We start from the raw sequence: 15,783 nt of genomic DNA on the forward strand, positions 1-15,783 counted from the left end.
CCTAAACAATACCAGATTCGCTCGGTATCGACAATACGCAGATTCGAAGATCCATCCGGAGCAACGGAGTCGATCGAACATCGCCATTCGGCGTTCTCCAGAGCTGCCCGCTACTCGAAGAGCATGCGCAAATATCGCTCCCGGTGGTTCAGGAAATCCCGCGTCAGCGTATATTGCTCCGTCTCCTCATAGGGGATTTCCTCGATGTGCCCTTCTTGAAAATGGTAGATGGTCGCGCCCGGATAAGCCATCAGAATCGGCGAATGCGTCGCAATGATGAACTGTGCTTGACTCGACTGCTCCATGTCGTGAATGATGCGCAGGAATGCCAACTGATTCTGCGGGGATAGTGCCGATTCGGGCTCATCCAGCAGATAGAGCCCCTTCTTCAGCAGCCGATTCTCGAAGAAGGTCAGAAAAGCCTGGCCGTGGGAACGTTGGTGAAGCGAGTACCCGCCGTAAGGCGCATAGGCCACGCCGCCGACCTCCTTCGCCAACTCGTCAATATAACTCGCGAACGTATCGAACGTCTCAGCCCGAAAATACAGCCCGTGGTTCACCTTGGGCAGCCATTGCAGCCTCATGATCGACGCGAGCGACACGTCGTCCATCGGATTGCGCACAACCGTATCTTTGCCGCCGACGATGTTGAATCCGCACAGGTCGCCGATCGCTTCCAGCAGCGTCGATTTGCCCGAACCGTTGTCCCCGGTGAAGAACGTGACGTTCTCGCGAAACTCCAGCTCTTCGAGCTGCCGAAGCGCGGGAATATTGTAAGGAAAGCGGCCGCGGTCTTCGGGTGCCAACTCGTCCCATCGCAGCGTAATCCGTTTCAGAAAAGGCATTGGCGCCTTCCCCCTCTTTCCTTCGTCATTTTGATTGACAACATTTTCATCTGCTGCTACATTATTCATAGTATTCCGGTTGGAATTAAAACGATCATATTCGCGAAGTTGACCAGACCAACTGGAAACTCCCGCATCCCCTTTCTTGGGCGTGCCGGGAGTTTTTTATTTTCCGAGAGGATGAGAAGCATGGAGCTCTTTTGGTTTATCCCGACTTACGGAGACGGACGTCACTTGGGCACGACGAACGGAGCGAGGGCGATCACGCCCGTCTACCTGCGCCAAATCGCACAGGCCGTCGACGACTTAGGCTACGACGGCGTGCTGCTTCCGACCGGACGTTCCTGCGAGGACGCATGGGTCATCGCCTCCTCGCTTATCCCCGCGACCCAGAAGTTGAAATTCCTCGTCGCACTTCGACCCGGTCTCATGTCGCCGACGCTGGCAGCCCGCATGGCGGCCACGTTCGACCGGACATCGGGCGGGCGCCTTCTGCTGAACGTCGTCGCGGGCGGCGATCCGGAGGAACTTGAAGCCGACGGGCTCTTCCTCGGCCACGACGACCGGTACAGCCTGACCGACGAGTTCCTGACGGTTTGGCGCCACGTGCTGGCCGAAGAGGAATCTCTCGATTATGAGGGTGCCCATCTGAAGGTGACGGGCGCCAAGGTGCTGTTCCCGCCGCAGCAGCGCCCGCATCCCCCGCTTTACATTGGCGGCTCGTCCCCCGCCGCGATCGACGTCGCCGCCAAGCACGCGGACGTTTATCTGACATGGGGCGAGCCTCCCGCCGACGTCGAGCGCAAAATCGCGCAAGTGAGAGCTGCCTATGCGGCGCAAGGCCGAAGCGTCCGCTTCGGCATCCGCCTTCACGTCATCGTGCGCGAGCGGGAAGCGGAGGCGTGGGAAGCGGCGGAATCGCTTATTCGTTACGTCGACGACGATACGATCGGCAAAGCCCAGCAGGTCTACTCCCGCATGGACTCGGTTGGCCAGCGCCGAATGGCTTCGCTGCACCAGGGAGATCGCGACAATCTCGTCGTCGCGCCCAACTTGTGGGCGGGCATCGGTCTCGTGCGCGGCGGCGCGGGCACCGCGCTCGTCGGCAATCCCGAACAGGTATCCGCCAGGATGCGGGAGTATGCGGCGCTCGGAATCGAGACATTCATCCTCTCCGGTTACCCGCATCTGGAAGAAGCCTATCGCGCGGCCGAGCTACTGTTCCCGCTCCTGCCGCTTAGCCGCTCCGGCGCGGAGATGGACGTGATCGGCAAGCAGGGCGAGATGATCGCCTACGATCATCGTCCCGGGCAACCGGCTAACCGTACATGAAGCGCGGCGGCCATCAGCCTGACTCGCGGACGGCTGTCCGATGCAGGGAGCGTCTTCGTTTACGTCGAACCGCGACTTCCGGCACGTCATCGAAGCGATAAGTGTATTTTACCAAATAATTCTACTGAAGGGGTTACGTACGCTATGTCTAGATTCAACCGAAAACTCAATCTCCGCGCATTCGCGCTTCCGCTTCTGACCGCAGCGCTCCTGCTCGCCGGTTGCGGCTCGAACGGCGGTAACTCGAATCCGGCGGGGGAGACGAAAGAAACGACCGCCGCGGCTAACGTCCAATCGGAAGCCAAGCAGCCCGAGGAGGTGAGAATCGGCTTCCAGGTCATCCCGAACGCCGAGCTCCTCGCCAAAGCGACCGGCGCCGTGGAGAAGAAATTCCCGAAGACGAAAATTTCGTGGATTCCGTTCGAATCCGGACGCGACGTGAATACCGCGATCGCCGCCAAAGGCATCGACCTCGGCTTGGCCGGATCCGTGCCCGTCGCCGTGGCGGTCGCCAACAAGCTTGATCTTCAGGTCTACTTCCTGCACGATATTATCGGCGAAGCCGAATCGCTGACCGTCCGCGGAGACAGCGGGATTACGTCGCTCAAGGATACCGTCGGACGGACCATCGCCGTGCCGTTCGGCTCGACGAGCCACTTCAGCTTATTATCCGGCCTTCAGGCAGCGGGCGTTGCCGAGAAGGACGTTACGATCCTCGACATGCAGCCGCCCGACATTCTGGCCGCTTGGCAGCGCGGCGACATCGACGGCGCGTTCGTGTGGAATCCCGTGCTGGGCAAAATCAAGGCGGACGGAGGCAAAATCGTCGTCACCGCGAAAGAGCTTGCCGAGCAAGGCATCGTAACTTCCGACGTAGGCATCGTTCGCAAGACGTTCGCCGACGAGTACCCGGAGTTCCTGAAGCAGTACGTCGCCGTACTGGACGAGACGATTCAATTCTACCGCGACAAGCCCGAGGAGGCCGCCAAAGCGCTCGCGCCTCTGCTCGGCCAGAACGAGCAGGACAGCCTCGATCAGATGAACCAGCTCGTGTGGCTCAAATCCGAGGAGCAGCGCGATCCCAAATATTTGGGCGCGAGCGGAGCCGAAAGCGACTTCGCGAAGACGCTCAAAGCGACCGGCGATTTCCTGGCCGCGCAGAAGACGATTACGTCCGCGCCCGATCTTGCGATCTACCAGCAAGCGATCCGCACCGACGCCGTAGGCGGACAGTAGCCGCGACGCGACCGAACCATAGGCATATGAAAAGACAAGAAGCCCCGTACGGCATATTCATATGCCGTCGGGGCTTTGTCCTTGATCCCGCTGTTCGAAATGTTTGCGCAGCGCGCGCTCCACATGCTCGAGATGAGCTCGCATATGCGATTCGGCCTCAGCGGCGTCCTGCCGCTCGACCGCCGCGAATATTGCCTCGTGCTCCTCCAGCAGGCGCTGGGCCACCTGCTCGTTGCCATAGAGCTGAATCCGCCTGGCTTCCTTGATCGCCGCCTCCAGCTGAGAAGCGATCGTCTCGAGCAGCCGGACGAGGATGGTGTTATGCGCCGCTTCGGCAAGCAGCCGATGGAAGGCCAGATCGCTCGACTCGCCGAACGACTCGTCGCCCAGACGGTCTCGCATGGTCTGCAGCAGTTCCCGGAACGCGGCCAGATCCGTCGCCGTCCGCCGCTTCGCTGCCAGTGAAGCGTTCGAGACTTCCAGCGCGATCCGTGCCTCCAGCAGCTCGAAGATCGCCTCGCGGCTCAACAGCCGCGTATCGAATTCCGGCATCCGAATGTCGCCCGCTTCCACTGAGCGGACGAAGCATCCGTCGCCATGCCGGATCTCGATTAGTCCCATCGCCTTGAGCGCGCTGAGCGCCTCCCGCATCGTGGAACGTCCGACCTGGAACTGCTCGGACAATTCCTTCGTCGAAGGCAGCCGGTCGCCGCTCTTCCAACCGCCATCCAGAATATGCGTCTTGAGCTGCTCCGCGATTTCCTCGTATATTTTGCGCGGCGTTATTTTTTGGAAATTCATCTATCGACCACCGACACCTTCCCTTGAACAAAAAAAGCCGGCCGGACCGCCGCTCGCGCCCGCAAGCGCCGCGGCAGACATCCGGTCGGCCTTCGCGATTCATTATTTGCCGTGCGACACTTCCGGCGTCGTCAGCTTGTCGTAGAAATCCACGCTGTTGTCCTTGTTCGCGGAGTCGCGAAGCGCCATCGCCGAACGCGGATGCTCGTCGAGCATGCCCGTAATCATATACGGGATGATGTAGCCCCACTCTTCCTTCTCGCGGAGCGGAATCATGTACTTCTCGATCATGTCCAGCACCGGGCGAAGCTTGTACTTCGTGTTCTTCAGGTTCGCCACGAGCAGCTCTGTCGGGCAGTTGCCTGCCGCTCGGCCCATCCCGTACACGGACGCGTCAAGCAGCTCGACGCCTTTCTCTACGGAGATCAGCGTATTAGCGAACGCTAGCTGCATGTTGTTGTGCGTGTGCACGCCCAGGCGTTTGTTCGGCAAATATTTGCGGAACTTGTCCACCAGATGGCTGAAGTCGTTCGGGCTCAGGGAGCCGTAGGAATCCACGATATAGACGACGTCGACGACGCTGTCGTTGATCTGCTCGAACGCCTCAAGCAGCTGGTGCTCCATGACGTTGGAGAGCGCCATGATGTTGATCGTCGTCTCATAGCCGCGGTCGTGGAACAGCTGCACGAGCTCGAGCGCCTTGTCCACATCCTGGATGTAACATGCGACGCGGATCAAGTCGAGCATGCTTTGCTCGCGCGGCAAAATATCATTCTCGTCCACGCGGCCGATATCGACAAGCGCGGACAGCTTCGTGTTCAGCTTCTGCGGAATGACGGTACGGAGGAAATCATCGTCCAGGAAGCGCCAAGGGCCGGCGCTCTCTGCGCCTTTCAGCAGCTTCGGCGAGTTCTTGTATCCAATCTCCATATAGTCGACGCCGGCTTCGTTCAGGCAGTTGTATAAGTGTTGGACGAACTCGACGCTGAAATCCCAGTTGTTGACGAGTCCGCCGTCGCGGATCGTACAGTCGACGATTTTGGCATGGCTGTTTTTCGAAATCATGGCAACTGATGGCTCCTTCTGCTAGGCAATTGTCTTTTCTATCCATCATACTTGAACGGGGACGCGAACGCAAAACATAATTACCGGATTCGCGTCTCAAATTAGTCGGTTTAGTGAATGGACGCGCCAAAGCGTCGAATCCGAAAAGGATACGGACAGCAACGGTCAAAAAAGAGGAGCTGTCCGCCCCTCTCTTCGCGGCCAATCGACCGCTCCGAACCCGTCGAATCGACCGCCGGAACCGTCGCCTTGCCGGCAGCCCGCGCTATACGCTTACCGCAAGGCCGTTGGCTTCTCGTACAAGTTGAAGCCGTTCGTCGCCCCTCTGTACGCATAGCCGAGACCGCTATAGAACCGGTTGAGCGCCTCGTTGCTCCCGATGCAATCGAGCCGGACGAGAGACTTCCCTTCGAATTGAATCCCGCTCTCCGCCCATCGCATCATCGCCTCGCCGAGCTTGCGCCCGGCATAGCGGCGGTTAATCGCCAACCGGTGCAAGTAGAAAGCGCGATCCTCGCCTCCCGCCAATTCACCCCACAAGTCGCGGTCCCACGGACTCGGCTGCTGCATGAGAATGAAGACCCCAGCCAGCTCGCCGTCTTCGGCTGCGAAGACGAACGTCTCGCCCCGCCGGATGGCCGCAGGCGTATCATGGCTGTCTTCGCCGCGCAGGAGCGCGCTCCACTGCGTGGAGCCGGTGCTCTGCAGCCACTTGGCCGTGCCCAGCAGCAGCGCAAGCACCGCCTCCGTATCCTCCGGTGTCGCCTGGCGGGCGATGATGCCTTCCTGCACATGAGTCTGATGAATGATAAAGGGGTTCATGATTGAGTATTCCTCCGCTCTGTCAGAATGAGCAAATTGTAGCACGCGTGCCGCGGGAGCGGCAAATGAGGAGCGGCAACTCACTAATGGCGCGTTTCACCGTCGCCAGCTCCTCAATAGTGAGCTGTACCTCACTATTGGCGCGTTTCCCCGTCGCCAGCTCCTCAATAGTGAGCTGTACCTCACTATTGGCGCGTTTCCCCGTCGCCAGCTCCTCAATAGTGAGCTGTACCTCACTATTAGCGCGTTTCCCCGTCGCCAGCTCCTCAATAGTGAGCTGTACCTCACTATTGGCGCGTTTCCCCGTCGCCAGCTCCTCAATAGTGAGCTGTACCTCTCTATTGGCGCGTTTCTCCGTCGCCAGCTCCCCAATAGTGAGCGGCACCTCACTATTGGCGCGTTTACCCGTCGCCAGCTCCTCAATAGTGAGCTGTACCTCTCTATTGGCACGTTTCTCCGTCGAAAGCTCCTCAATAGCGAGCTGTACCTCTCTATTGGCACGTTTCTCCGTCGAAAGCTCCCCAATAGTGAGCTGTACCTCACTATTGGCGCGTTTCCCCGTCGCCAGCTCCTCAATAGCGAGCTGAGGTTGCGGCTGGTTTTAGCTCTGGATCAGGCGAATAAAAAATATCCGCGCCGGACCGGCGCGGACCATTCATCGCTAATGCTCGAAACTACGCTTCGCTTCTCCCTCCTTCGTTCGACGTGCTCGCCGCACTTACCCGCCGGCTCCAAACGGCCCTCTTCCCGAGCAGCAGCGCCAGCGGAATCGCCGCGACACCGAACCAGCCTGCGACGAGGAACGCGTCGTTAATGCCCATCGTGTACGCCGTCTCATGAAGGCGCTCGGCGCTCCATTCATTCGCCGAATCCGCCAACTCCCGCTCATGAGCTGCGAAGCGCGCGTAAAATAACGACGTGAATAAGCCAAGACCCAACGCGCCGAACACTTGCCGCAGCCAGTTGATGAGCGCCGAGGCATCGCCCGCCAGCTCGTGGGAGACGGCGCCCATGCCCGCGTTCATGGCCGGGGTCATGGACAGGCCGACTCCAACGTAGCGCACGGACATCCACAGCATGACGTAACCATCCGGTGTGTCCGGGGTCAGACGGCTGAACTGCCAGGACGCCCACGCGAGCAGTACGGCGCCAGCCACGACGAGAGGCACTGGTCCCGAGCGCGCGTACAGCTTCCCCGATAACAGCGTCGCGACGCCCAGACACATCGCGGGCGGCAGCAGTAGCAAGCCCACCTCGAGCGAAGTCATGGCATGGATGTGCTGCAAGTAGAGCGGAATGAAATAGATGCCGGAGTACAAGCCGATGATCAGCACGACCGAAGCGCCGAGGCTCGCGGTGAACATCCGCAGCCTGAACAGCCGCAGCTGCAGTAACGGTTCGGTTGACCGCAGTTCATGCCGGATGAACCCGGCCGCGGCCGCAAGGCCCGTGCACAGGAACCCGATCGCCAGCGGCGATTCCCAGCCCCATGTGTGCACGTTGCCGAACAGCAGCAGCAAGGCGAGACTTGCGATGACCGCAAGCGTAATCCCCGTCCAATCCGCCCTTCGCCGCGAAGCCTGACCGCCGACCGGCAAATGCCGCCAACCATACCACATGGTCGCCAGGCTGAGGGGCAGCATGACGACGAACATCCAATGCCAATTATAACCTTGCAGCCAGCCGCTAATGGTCGGCGCCAGCGCTGGACCGAGGATTCCGGAAGCGGACCAGAGACTGACCGCAAGCGACCGTTTCTCGGCCGGAACCGTCTGGTAGAGCATCGTCAACGATACCGGCTGGATCAGGCCGCAGCATATCCCCTGCAGGATCCGGAAGGCGATCAGCGCGTAGATATTCCAAGCCAGCGCGCACAGCACCGAGCTTATCGTCAAACCCGCGAGTGAAGACAGGAATAACGTTTTGTTGCTCCATTTGTCGCCGAAATAGCCGCTCAGCGGCGCGATGATGCCGGTCGCGAGCGTAAAGCCCGTGACCAGCCATTGCACCGTCGAGAGCTCCGCGCCGAAGATCGCCATAAAGCCCGGAAGCGCCACGTTCAGGGAAACGACGTGATAAATCCCGATGAAGGAACCGATGATCAGCGTCATGAGCGTCCGCCAATAATAGGGAGACGGCTCCTTCAGTTCTCTTAGAACGGCTGGCGCCTGCGGAGCTACCGCGGCTCCTCCGATGCCGCTCGTCATGACAAGGCGGCGATGTTGGCCGGCTGAAGCGAAGCCGGGTGAATCGGACGAGACAGCCCCAGTCGGTCGCGCAGCGTCGTGCCCTCATATTCGGTGCGGAACAAGCCGCGGCGCTGAAGCTCCGGCACGACGAACTCCACGAAATCATCGAGTCCGCCCGGCAGGTACGGCGGCATAATATTGAAGCCGTCCGCGGCCCCGCTTACGAACCACTCTTCCAGCTGATCCGCGATTTGCGCCGGCGTGCCCAAGATTTCGCGGTGCCCGCGTGCGCCCGCAATGCGTTGGTACAGCTTGCGGATCGTCAGCCCTTCCCGCTCGGCCAAATCCTTAAGCAGCGTGAATCGGCTCTTGCCGCCGTTCACCTGCGCAAGCTGCGGCAGCTCCGGCAGCGGGCCGTCGACATCGTAACCGGACAGGTCGAAGCTGATGAGCGCCGACAGCAAGCTTACGCCCGCCTCCACCGGAATCAGCTCCTCGAGCTGACGTTTCTTCGCCTCTGCTTCCTCTACGGTACGGCCGATGATCGGGAATACGCCCGGCATGATCTTGAGCGAGTCCGGCGATCGGCCGTACTTCGCCAGCCGCCCCTTCACGTCCGCATAGAACGCCTGCGCCTCTTCCAGTGTCTGCCAAGCGGTAAAGATAACCTCGGCCGTCCGCGCGGCGAGCTCCTTGCCCGGCTCCGACGCGCCAGCCTGCACGATGACCGGATGCCCCTGCACCGGACGCGCGACGTTGAGCGGACCGCGCACGTTGAACCATTTGCCTTCGTGGTTCAGCGTGTGCGCCTTGCTGCCATCCGCGAATTTGGCCGCTTCTTTGTCGAAGAGGAATGCATCGTCTTCCCAGCTGTCCCACAGGCCGGTGACGACATTCAGGAATTCTTCCGCCCGGTCGTAGCGCTTCTCGTGGAGCAAATGGACCTGCTGGTTAAAGTTGAGCGCTTCTTCGTCGTGCGAGGACGTGACCACGTTCCATGCCGCGCGGCCGCCGCTCAGGTGGTCGAGCGACGCGAATTTGCGGGCCACGTGGAACGGCTCGTTGTACGTCGTCGACACCGTCGCCGCCAAGCCGATATGTTCCGTGACCGCGGACAGCGCGGACAACAGCGTCAGCGGCTCGGGCCGAACGGATACCGTCTGCTCAAGCGCCGCAGGGAACCGCTTCGATACCGCGTAGCCGTCCGCCAGGAAGACCATGTCGAACTTGCCGCGCTCGGCCGTTTGCGCCAGCTTCTTATAGAATTTGAAGTCCAACACGGAATGCGCCTCTGCCTCCGGATGCCGCCATGCCGCGACATGGTGGCCGGGAATCATGAAGAAGGCGCCAAGCTTGATCTGACGGTTGTTTTCGGTGGACATTGAAAATCACCTATTCCTCGTTTAATTGTTATTCGAATGACCTCTACGCTCAATTGGTTATTCGGATTGCGTCTGCTTCCAAGCGGTGAACCGTTTCTCGAGCGTGACGAGCCCCTGGTTGAAGAGCAAGCCGATCAGCGAGATGCTGATAATGCCCGCGTACATCTCCGGCGCCTGGAAGTTGAACTGCGCGTAGTTGATCAAGTAGCCCAGACCGGCTTTGGCGCCGACCATCTCCGCCGCGATGAGCACGAGAATCGAGCCTGCCCCGGCAAGCCGGATGCCGGTGAAGATCGTCGGCACGGCCGCGGGAAGAATGACTTTGATGAACAATTTCAGCGGCGACAATCCCATCGATTTGGCCGATTTAATGAGCAGCGGGTCCACGTTCTTCACGCCGGATATCGTATTAAGCAGGATCGGCCACGAGCACGCATAGACGATTAGCGTGATCTTAGATGTCTCGCCGATCCCCAGGATGAGCGTGAACACCGGCAGCAGCGCTAGCGCCGCCGTATTGCGGAACAGCTCGAGCACCGGCGTGAGCAGCTCCGCAAGTCCCTTGTACCAGCCGATCAGCAGTCCCAGCGGAATGGCCGCTGCGATCGCGATGCCGAAGCCGGCAAGCGAGCGGATCAGACTGGATTCCGTGTGCGTCCACAGTTCGCCGCTCGTCAGCAAGCCCCACCAGGCCTGAAGCACCTCGGAGAGCGGCGGCAGGAAGGCCGGCTCCACGAGACCCGTCCGAGGCACGATCTCCCAGATAGCTGCCAACGCCAAGATGGCAATGGTGCGCTTCAACACCTTCCCTGCAATGCCGAGCGGAGCCGCGATCGCGGAGCTCCGCCGCTGCGCCGAGCCGATCGGCAGCGATACGCTTTTTTCCGCCGTTGCCATGTTACACCACCCCCGATTTATTGGATGCGTTCTGTGCATGACCGACTTTGTCTTGAATCTCGTAAGCCTGAGCGCGCTGCACTTCGTCGCGGAGCAGGCCCCAAATCTCATGGCGAAGACGTCCGAATTCCGGATCCGAGCGCAGGTCCTCTTCGCCGTCTCGCGCGCTGAGCGGGATGTCGATGATTTCTTTGATCCGCCCTGGCCGGCTCGTCATGACCGCGACGCGCTGGCCGAGATAGACGGCCTCGTCGATGCCGTGCGTAATGAACACGATCGTCTTCTTCGTCTTCTCCCAAATCTTCAGCAGCTCGCTCTGCAGCGTTTCGCGCGTTTGCGCGTCCAGCGCGGCGAACGGCTCATCCATGAGCAGGACGTCGGGGTCATATGCGAGGCTGCGGGCGATGGCGACGCGCTGCTTCATTCCGCCGGATAGCTCGTGCGGGTAGCGGTCCTCGAAGCCGCCCAGACCGACGAGCGAGAGGAATTCGCGCGCCCGCTCGGCACGCCCTTTGCCTCGCACGCCTTTCGCTTCGAGGCCGAACTCGATATTCCCGCGCGCCGTCTTCCACGGGAACAACGCATACTGCTGGAAGACGATGCCGCGGTCAAGCGCAGGACCCTTGATCGGCTTACCGTCGATCAGGATGCTGCCGCTCGTCGGCTTCGTCAGGCCGCCGAGCAAATCGAGCAGCGTCGATTTGCCGCAACCGCTCGGCCCTACGATCACCATGAATTCGCCGGTCTTCACGTCGAAATTAATGTCGCGCAGCGCCGTGAACTCGGTCGCCTCGGACCGGCCTGCGTTTCCTTTCACTTTGAACGTCTTGTTCACATGCTGAAAACTGATTTTCGTCGTCATCCCGCTCACCTCGCGTTTGGAATTGACCTTCCGCCTGTTCTACTTGTTCGCTTCGTCCTTGAACGGATTAAACTCGTTCGTATAAATGTCCGGCACCTTCACTTGGCCCTTCTTGATCGTGCCTTCATTCTCCAGCCAGTCGATCCAAATCTGGAATTCCTTATCCGAGATGACGCCTCCTTTGCCCGCGACGCCATACGATTTGAAGTACTTCAGCACCGACGTATCCTCGTCGCGACCGCGCTGCGTCAAGATTTTCTCCAATCGCGCGCCAACCTCTTCGGTAGGCGTCGTGCGCGCCCATTCGATCGCTTTGGCGACGGCCTCGACGAATTTGCGCGTCGTGTTCGGGTTCTTCTCGATAAAGTCTTTGCGCAGGACGTACGAGCCCGCCGTAAATTTGCCCAGTAGATCATAGTCGTTGAAAATGAGGCGGATCCCGCCCCGCTCCAGCGCCTTATCCCGCGCCATATCGCCAAGGGTGGCAATGTCGATCTGCCCCTGCCGCAGCGCCTGCTCCGAATTGATCGGCGGGATGACGACGAGCTGCACCTGCTTGATTTCGTCGTCCGTCAGCCCTTCCTTGCGGAGCCACGTCTTCAGAATGACTTCACTATGGGCCCCGAGCGTATTCATGCCGACCGTCTTGCCGATGAAATCCTTCGCTGTCTTGATCGGGCTGTCTTCCAGCACGTAGAACCCGCCCCACCGCTTCTCATCAACGCCGTAGTAGCCGATGACCGGTACAACCGGCGCCTTCGAGGCGATCAGCTTGACGACCGCGCCGTTGAACGCCCCGCCGAAATCGACGTCGCCCGTCGCCGCCGACTGGATGTCCTGCGGTCCGCTGATGGTGTTGCCAATCCACTTGAGCTTGATCGGCGCCAGGTAGCCCAGATCTTCGGCCAACTCGGGAAGCGTCACCGACCCTACGCCGCCTTGATAGCGAAGCTCCAGCACCTCGGGCTCGCCGCTCGCCGAGGACGCGGTTTCGTTCTTCGCGCCTTTGTTGCCAGTGCCTGCGTTGGCATTCGCCGTGACTGTTTTATCGCTGCCGCATCCGCTCAGCACTACCGCCGTCATGACGACCGCCGCCATGAGAATCCCCAGCTTGCCGGTACCCCGTTTTCGTTTCAGTACGTTGTTCATTTCCCTCAACCTCCCGTTTATGTAGGTAAAAAAAATCCTCCGTCCATTCGGGGCGCAGCGCGGGAAAGCGCGTAGCCAGCCAAGGTTGACAGAGGATCGCCGGTTATCCGGTAGTCCGCGAACAGTACTCCCTAACGCCGAAAACCCCGATCTAAGCGTGACTTGCATGCTTCGATCAGGGTCTCCAATAGTTTGGTCGACCTTACCCTATAATTCCAATTCTGTTACTTGGATTTGGTTTAGAGCGACTTTATCATGCCTCAAATCGGGTTGTCAACGGCCCGATGACAAAAAATATTTTCGACAAATCACGCTATTGACAGCGCAATTCCCCCCCTATATGATGAACTCTACAATTCCAATTTGTTTTATCGGATTGTTCACGTAACCCGCATGTCCAATGCGTTAACCGTACCAACGGAGGCGTTCTTCTTAAACTGAAGGAAGCCTCTTTTTGTTTTTCATTTCATCACTCTAATTGCGCAGGAGGTAGATCGCATGAGCACAATACGGATTCGTCGGGAAGCGTTTCGCGCCCCATTGGACAATGGCTTATTTTTGAATGGCGAAATCAAGGCGATAGAGGGGCAAAAGGATTTGCCGGTCGTCGTAGTGGCACACGGATTCCGCGGTTTCAAAGAATGGGGATTCTGGCCCCATGTTACCGACGTGCTTGCCGAACAGGGCTTCTACACCGTCGTCTTCGACTTCTCGCGGATCGATGCGGCCGCGACCAAACAGCCCGAAGCCGTCATCGCGCAAGCCCGCACGCTAAGCAGGGAACTGGAGGATCTTGAGACCATTCTAACGCTTGTCCGCGAGCAGCGGCTGCCGCAATCCGATTCCGCTGATCCCACCCGAATCGGCCTGCTTGGACATAGCCGAGGCGGAGCCTCCTCGATCATCACGGCCGCCGAACGAGCGGACATCGGAGCGGTCGCGGCCTGGAACCCCCCGTCCGATCTGACGCCGCCTGCCGGCGCCAGCGCGGAACCGTACATCGCCGCCGACATCGAGCAGAACGCGAATCGGTTCGACATTCCATATAAGCTCGCCTATCTGAAGCGGCCCGCGCTCATCGTGCAGGGCAGCGCCGACGGCGAACGCATTTTGCTCGGCCATGAAGCGCTTCGCTTGGCAGCGCCCGGCCATACGTTCGTTCAGGTTCAGGGCGGCGATCATACCTTCGGCGTCCAGCATCCGTTCGCCGGGCAGACGCCATTCCTCGACGAAGCGATCTCGGTTACGACGGGGTTCTTGCGTCATCACTTACAGCCGATTGAAGCCGTCCGAGAGGAGGCGCTCTAAGATGGCCGTTCCCGAAGCGAATCTCACCGCCGGGAAGCCGGCCGCTGACCGCCCGCTCGCGATTGCTAGAGAATTAACGAACGGCCCCCGCCTCCTGCGTCGTCTTCCGGAGAATGCGGTATCCGCCCCTTACGCGTTATTTGCCGTAAAGCCGCTGGCGCGGACGCTCGGTGCCGAGATCGAAGGCGTCGATCTGCGCTTAACGCTCACAGAAGAATTGAAGCAGGAGCTGAACCGTGCCTTGCTGGAGTGGAAGGTGCTCTTCTTCCGCAATCAGCGGATAACTTCCGAGCAGCAGGCGGCATTCGCTCGCAATTGGGGTGAGCTTGAGAATCATCCTTTCTTGCCGCAGGGCGATTCGGCGGACGTCGTTCGTTTCGCCAAGGACGACAAGACAGCTGGCCGCGAGAACAATTGGCACGCAGACGTTACGTGGCGGCAGACTCCCGCCCTCGGCGCCGTGCTGCGGCTCATCGAGGTGCCGACGTCCGGCGGCGGCGATACGATCTGGTCGGATGCCGCCGCTGCCTACGATAATTTGCCGGAGGAAATTCGCGCACGCATCGACGGGTTAACCGCGATTCACGATTTCACCCACGTGTTCGGCCGGGCGTTGACCCCGGAACAGCTGGCCGCCAAACAAGCCGAGTTCCCCGCCGCCGAGCATCCAATCGTGCGCATTCATCCGGAGACAGGAAGGAAAACGCTCTTCGTCAACTCCTCGTTCACGACCCGGATCGTCGGCTTGGAGGCACAGGAGAGCGAGAAGGTGCTCCAATATTTGTTCCGCCAAATCGCGATTCCCGAGTATCACGTCCGCTTCCGCTGGGAGCCGGACACCGTCGCCTTCTGGGACAATCGCGCGCTTCAGCACTACGCGGTGAACGACTATTTCCCGGACCGAAGGGTGGCCGAGCGAATCTCGATCGTCGGGGACCGGCTGTATTGATTGCGTCCAGAGCAAAGAGCGTCAGGGCATATGCCTTGACGCTCTTTGTTTTCCATAACCGTCCTACTTTCAATACCATCTTCATCCTGCACCCGTTAGACTGTCAACTCCGTCCTGAACATCGCCAGCGCCCGCTCAAGCTTCGAGATATAAGCGGGCTCCCCCGAGCAGTTGAACGTTAACGATCCGCGCGTCTGCGGATTCAACAAGCTCTGAGTAGTCAGCACATCCGACAGCCGTGACACTGTCCCTCTGCTGCCGTCGACGAGTTCGATATGAGGCGGCAGAAGCTCCGTCAACAATTGTCGGTAGAACGGATAGTGCGTGCAGCCGAGCACGATCGTTCCGTAGTCGTTCAAATCGTAGGGAGACAGCTTCTTCTGAAAATAAGCGCCGATCGTAGCCGGGTCGAAATTGAGCTCCTCGCAGTATGTGACCAGTTCCGGCAGCGGGATCGAGTCGACGATGTGGTCGCCGTCCACCCGCGATATGAGCTCGGCGTATTTCGTCTGGTTTAATGTTATCGGCGTTGCGAGCACGAGCACCCGTTTGCCGCTCGCGCGATTATGCTCCACGGCCGGCTTAACGGCCGGCTCCATGCCGATGACCGGGATGCCGTATTCGCTCCGCAGCTGCCGCACGACCAGACTAGTGGCGGTATTGCACGCGACGACGATCGCTTTGACGTCGTTCTCCATAATACGTGCGAACGCGCCGAGAATGAAGCGACGCACGTCCTCCTGCGGCTTCAGGCCATACGGTACATACAGATTATCCGCGAAATAAATATAATTCTCGCCCGGCAAGCGATCGAGCGCTTCAGACAATACGCTCAAACCGCCCAGCCCCGAGTCAAAAAATACGATGTTCTTGGCGTTTGCCTTATAGGATGTCGTTATCATGCCAATTGACCTCTTTTTCAAAATGGTGGTAACCCATTATCCCT

The 15,783-nt window shown here is 59.6% G+C and carries 14 protein-coding genes; 4 read left to right on the forward strand and 10 right to left on the reverse strand.

Annotated features, from left to right (window positions below; genetic code table 11):
* Positions 1-110 precede the first annotated feature (110 nt).
* Positions 111-845, reverse strand: a complete 735-nt coding sequence (locus tag ACFFSY_RS30750) for an AAA family ATPase (RefSeq protein ID WP_377501440.1) — start codon at positions 843-845, stop codon at positions 111-113.
* 189 nt (positions 846-1,034) lie between these two features.
* Here ACFFSY_RS30750 and ssuD point away from each other — a divergent pair, with 189 nt between their 5' ends.
* Together ssuD and ACFFSY_RS30760 are read left to right on the forward strand one after the other, a co-directional pair.
* Entirely contained in the window at positions 1,035-2,177 is a 1,143-nt protein-coding gene (ssuD, locus tag ACFFSY_RS30755; protein ID WP_377501442.1) for an FMNH2-dependent alkanesulfonate monooxygenase, read from the forward strand.
* A 144-nt stretch (positions 2,178-2,321) separates the two neighbouring features.
* On the forward strand, positions 2,322-3,413 hold the full coding sequence (locus ACFFSY_RS30760; protein ID WP_377501444.1) for a taurine ABC transporter substrate-binding protein: 1,092 nt from the start codon (positions 2,322-2,324) through the stop codon (positions 3,411-3,413).
* A 57-nt stretch (positions 3,414-3,470) separates the two neighbouring features.
* On the opposite strand, the gene ACFFSY_RS30765 is transcribed toward ACFFSY_RS30760, so the two are convergent.
* The 8 genes from ACFFSY_RS30765 to ACFFSY_RS30800 all read right to left on the reverse strand — a co-directional run bounded on the left by ACFFSY_RS30765 (position 3,471) and on the right by ACFFSY_RS30800 (position 12,580).
* Positions 3,471-4,214: a FadR/GntR family transcriptional regulator gene (locus ACFFSY_RS30765; RefSeq protein WP_377501446.1), complete on the reverse strand. Its 744-nt coding sequence runs from the start codon at positions 4,212-4,214 to the stop codon at positions 3,471-3,473.
* Between the two features lie 102 nt (positions 4,215-4,316).
* Positions 4,317-5,279, reverse strand: coding sequence for an aldolase catalytic domain-containing protein (locus ACFFSY_RS30770; protein WP_377501448.1), 963 nt, complete (start codon positions 5,277-5,279; stop codon positions 4,317-4,319).
* Positions 5,280-5,552: 273 nt separating this feature from the next.
* Positions 5,553-6,101 carry a GNAT family N-acetyltransferase gene (locus ACFFSY_RS30775; protein ID WP_377501450.1) on the reverse strand — a complete coding sequence of 183 codons (549 nt, stop codon included), beginning with the start codon at positions 6,099-6,101 and terminating at the stop codon, positions 5,553-5,555.
* Positions 6,102-6,775: 674 nt separating this feature from the next.
* Positions 6,776-8,308 carry a DHA2 family efflux MFS transporter permease subunit gene (locus ACFFSY_RS30780; RefSeq protein ID WP_377501452.1) on the reverse strand — a complete coding sequence of 511 codons (1,533 nt, stop codon included), beginning with the start codon at positions 8,306-8,308 and terminating at the stop codon, positions 6,776-6,778.
* The gene (locus tag ACFFSY_RS30785) at positions 8,305-9,672 is read right to left on the reverse strand and encodes an LLM class flavin-dependent oxidoreductase (RefSeq protein ID WP_377501454.1); all 1,368 of its coding nucleotides are present in this window, start codon (positions 9,670-9,672) and stop codon (positions 8,305-8,307) included. The genes ACFFSY_RS30780 and ACFFSY_RS30785 overlap by 4 nt, the downstream gene beginning before the upstream one ends.
* A 57-nt stretch (positions 9,673-9,729) precedes the next feature.
* Positions 9,730-10,569, reverse strand: a complete 840-nt coding sequence (locus ACFFSY_RS30790; protein ID WP_377501456.1) for an ABC transporter permease — start codon at positions 10,567-10,569, stop codon at positions 9,730-9,732.
* A 1-nt stretch (position 10,570) separates the two neighbouring features.
* The gene (locus ACFFSY_RS30795) at positions 10,571-11,431 is read right to left on the reverse strand and encodes an ABC transporter ATP-binding protein (RefSeq protein ID WP_377501458.1); all 861 of its coding nucleotides are present in this window, start codon (positions 11,429-11,431) and stop codon (positions 10,571-10,573) included.
* 39 nt (positions 11,432-11,470) lie between these two features.
* Complete coding sequence (locus tag ACFFSY_RS30800; protein WP_377501460.1) at positions 11,471-12,580, reverse strand: ABC transporter substrate-binding protein; 1,110 nt, start codon at positions 12,578-12,580, stop codon at positions 11,471-11,473.
* A 498-nt stretch (positions 12,581-13,078) separates the two neighbouring features.
* Between ACFFSY_RS30800 and ACFFSY_RS30805 the strand changes: the two genes are divergently transcribed.
* The gene (locus tag ACFFSY_RS30805; protein WP_377501462.1) at positions 13,079-13,888 is read left to right on the forward strand and encodes an alpha/beta hydrolase family protein; all 810 of its coding nucleotides are present in this window, start codon (positions 13,079-13,081) and stop codon (positions 13,886-13,888) included.
* A 1-nt stretch (position 13,889) separates the two neighbouring features.
* Positions 13,890-14,837, forward strand: coding sequence for a TauD/TfdA dioxygenase family protein (locus tag ACFFSY_RS30810; RefSeq protein ID WP_377501464.1), 948 nt, complete (start codon positions 13,890-13,892; stop codon positions 14,835-14,837).
* A 95-nt stretch (positions 14,838-14,932) separates the two neighbouring features.
* On the opposite strand, the gene murI is transcribed toward ACFFSY_RS30810, so the two are convergent.
* A complete protein-coding gene (murI, locus tag ACFFSY_RS30815; protein ID WP_377501466.1) occupies positions 14,933-15,739 on the reverse strand; it encodes a glutamate racemase in 807 nt (268 codons plus the stop codon).
* Between the last annotated feature and the right edge of the window lie 44 nt (positions 15,740-15,783).

Origin of the sequence: Paenibacillus aurantiacus (genome assembly GCF_042431225.1) — a bacterium.
GTDB lineage: Bacteria > Bacillota > Bacilli > Paenibacillales > Paenibacillaceae > Paenibacillus_Z > Paenibacillus_Z aurantiacus.

Bases quoted from the DNA above. Each gene is read 5' to 3' on its own strand.
- ACFFSY_RS30810 (WP_377501464.1), top strand. From the start codon at position 13,890: ATGGCCGTTCCCGAAGCGAATCTCACCGCCGGGAAGCCGGCCGCTGAC.
- ACFFSY_RS30790 (WP_377501456.1), bottom strand. From the start codon at position 10,569: ATGGCAACGGCGGAAAAAAGCGTATCGCTGCCGATCGGCTCGGCGCAG.
- ssuD (WP_377501442.1), top strand. From the start codon at position 1,035: ATGGAGCTCTTTTGGTTTATCCCGACTTACGGAGACGGACGTCACTTG.
- ACFFSY_RS30760 (WP_377501444.1), top strand. From the start codon at position 2,322: ATGTCTAGATTCAACCGAAAACTCAATCTCCGCGCATTCGCGCTTCCG.
- ACFFSY_RS30750 (WP_377501440.1), bottom strand. From the start codon at position 845: ATGCCTTTTCTGAAACGGATTACGCTGCGATGGGACGAGTTGGCACCC.
- ACFFSY_RS30795 (WP_377501458.1), bottom strand. From the start codon at position 11,431: ATGACGACGAAAATCAGTTTTCAGCATGTGAACAAGACGTTCAAAGTG.
- ACFFSY_RS30775 (WP_377501450.1), bottom strand. From the start codon at position 6,101: ATGAACCCCTTTATCATTCATCAGACTCATGTGCAGGAAGGCATCATC.
- ACFFSY_RS30770 (WP_377501448.1), bottom strand. From the start codon at position 5,279: ATGATTTCGAAAAACAGCCATGCCAAAATCGTCGACTGTACGATCCGC.
- murI (WP_377501466.1), bottom strand. From the start codon at position 15,739: ATGATAACGACATCCTATAAGGCAAACGCCAAGAACATCGTATTTTTT.
- ACFFSY_RS30780 (WP_377501452.1), bottom strand. From the start codon at position 8,308: ATGACGAGCGGCATCGGAGGAGCCGCGGTAGCTCCGCAGGCGCCAGCC.
- ACFFSY_RS30765 (WP_377501446.1), bottom strand. From the start codon at position 4,214: ATGAATTTCCAAAAAATAACGCCGCGCAAAATATACGAGGAAATCGCG.
- ACFFSY_RS30805 (WP_377501462.1), top strand. From the start codon at position 13,079: ATGAGCACAATACGGATTCGTCGGGAAGCGTTTCGCGCCCCATTGGAC.
- ACFFSY_RS30785 (WP_377501454.1), bottom strand. From the start codon at position 9,672: ATGTCCACCGAAAACAACCGTCAGATCAAGCTTGGCGCCTTCTTCATG.
- ACFFSY_RS30800 (WP_377501460.1), bottom strand. From the start codon at position 12,580: ATGAACAACGTACTGAAACGAAAACGGGGTACCGGCAAGCTGGGGATT.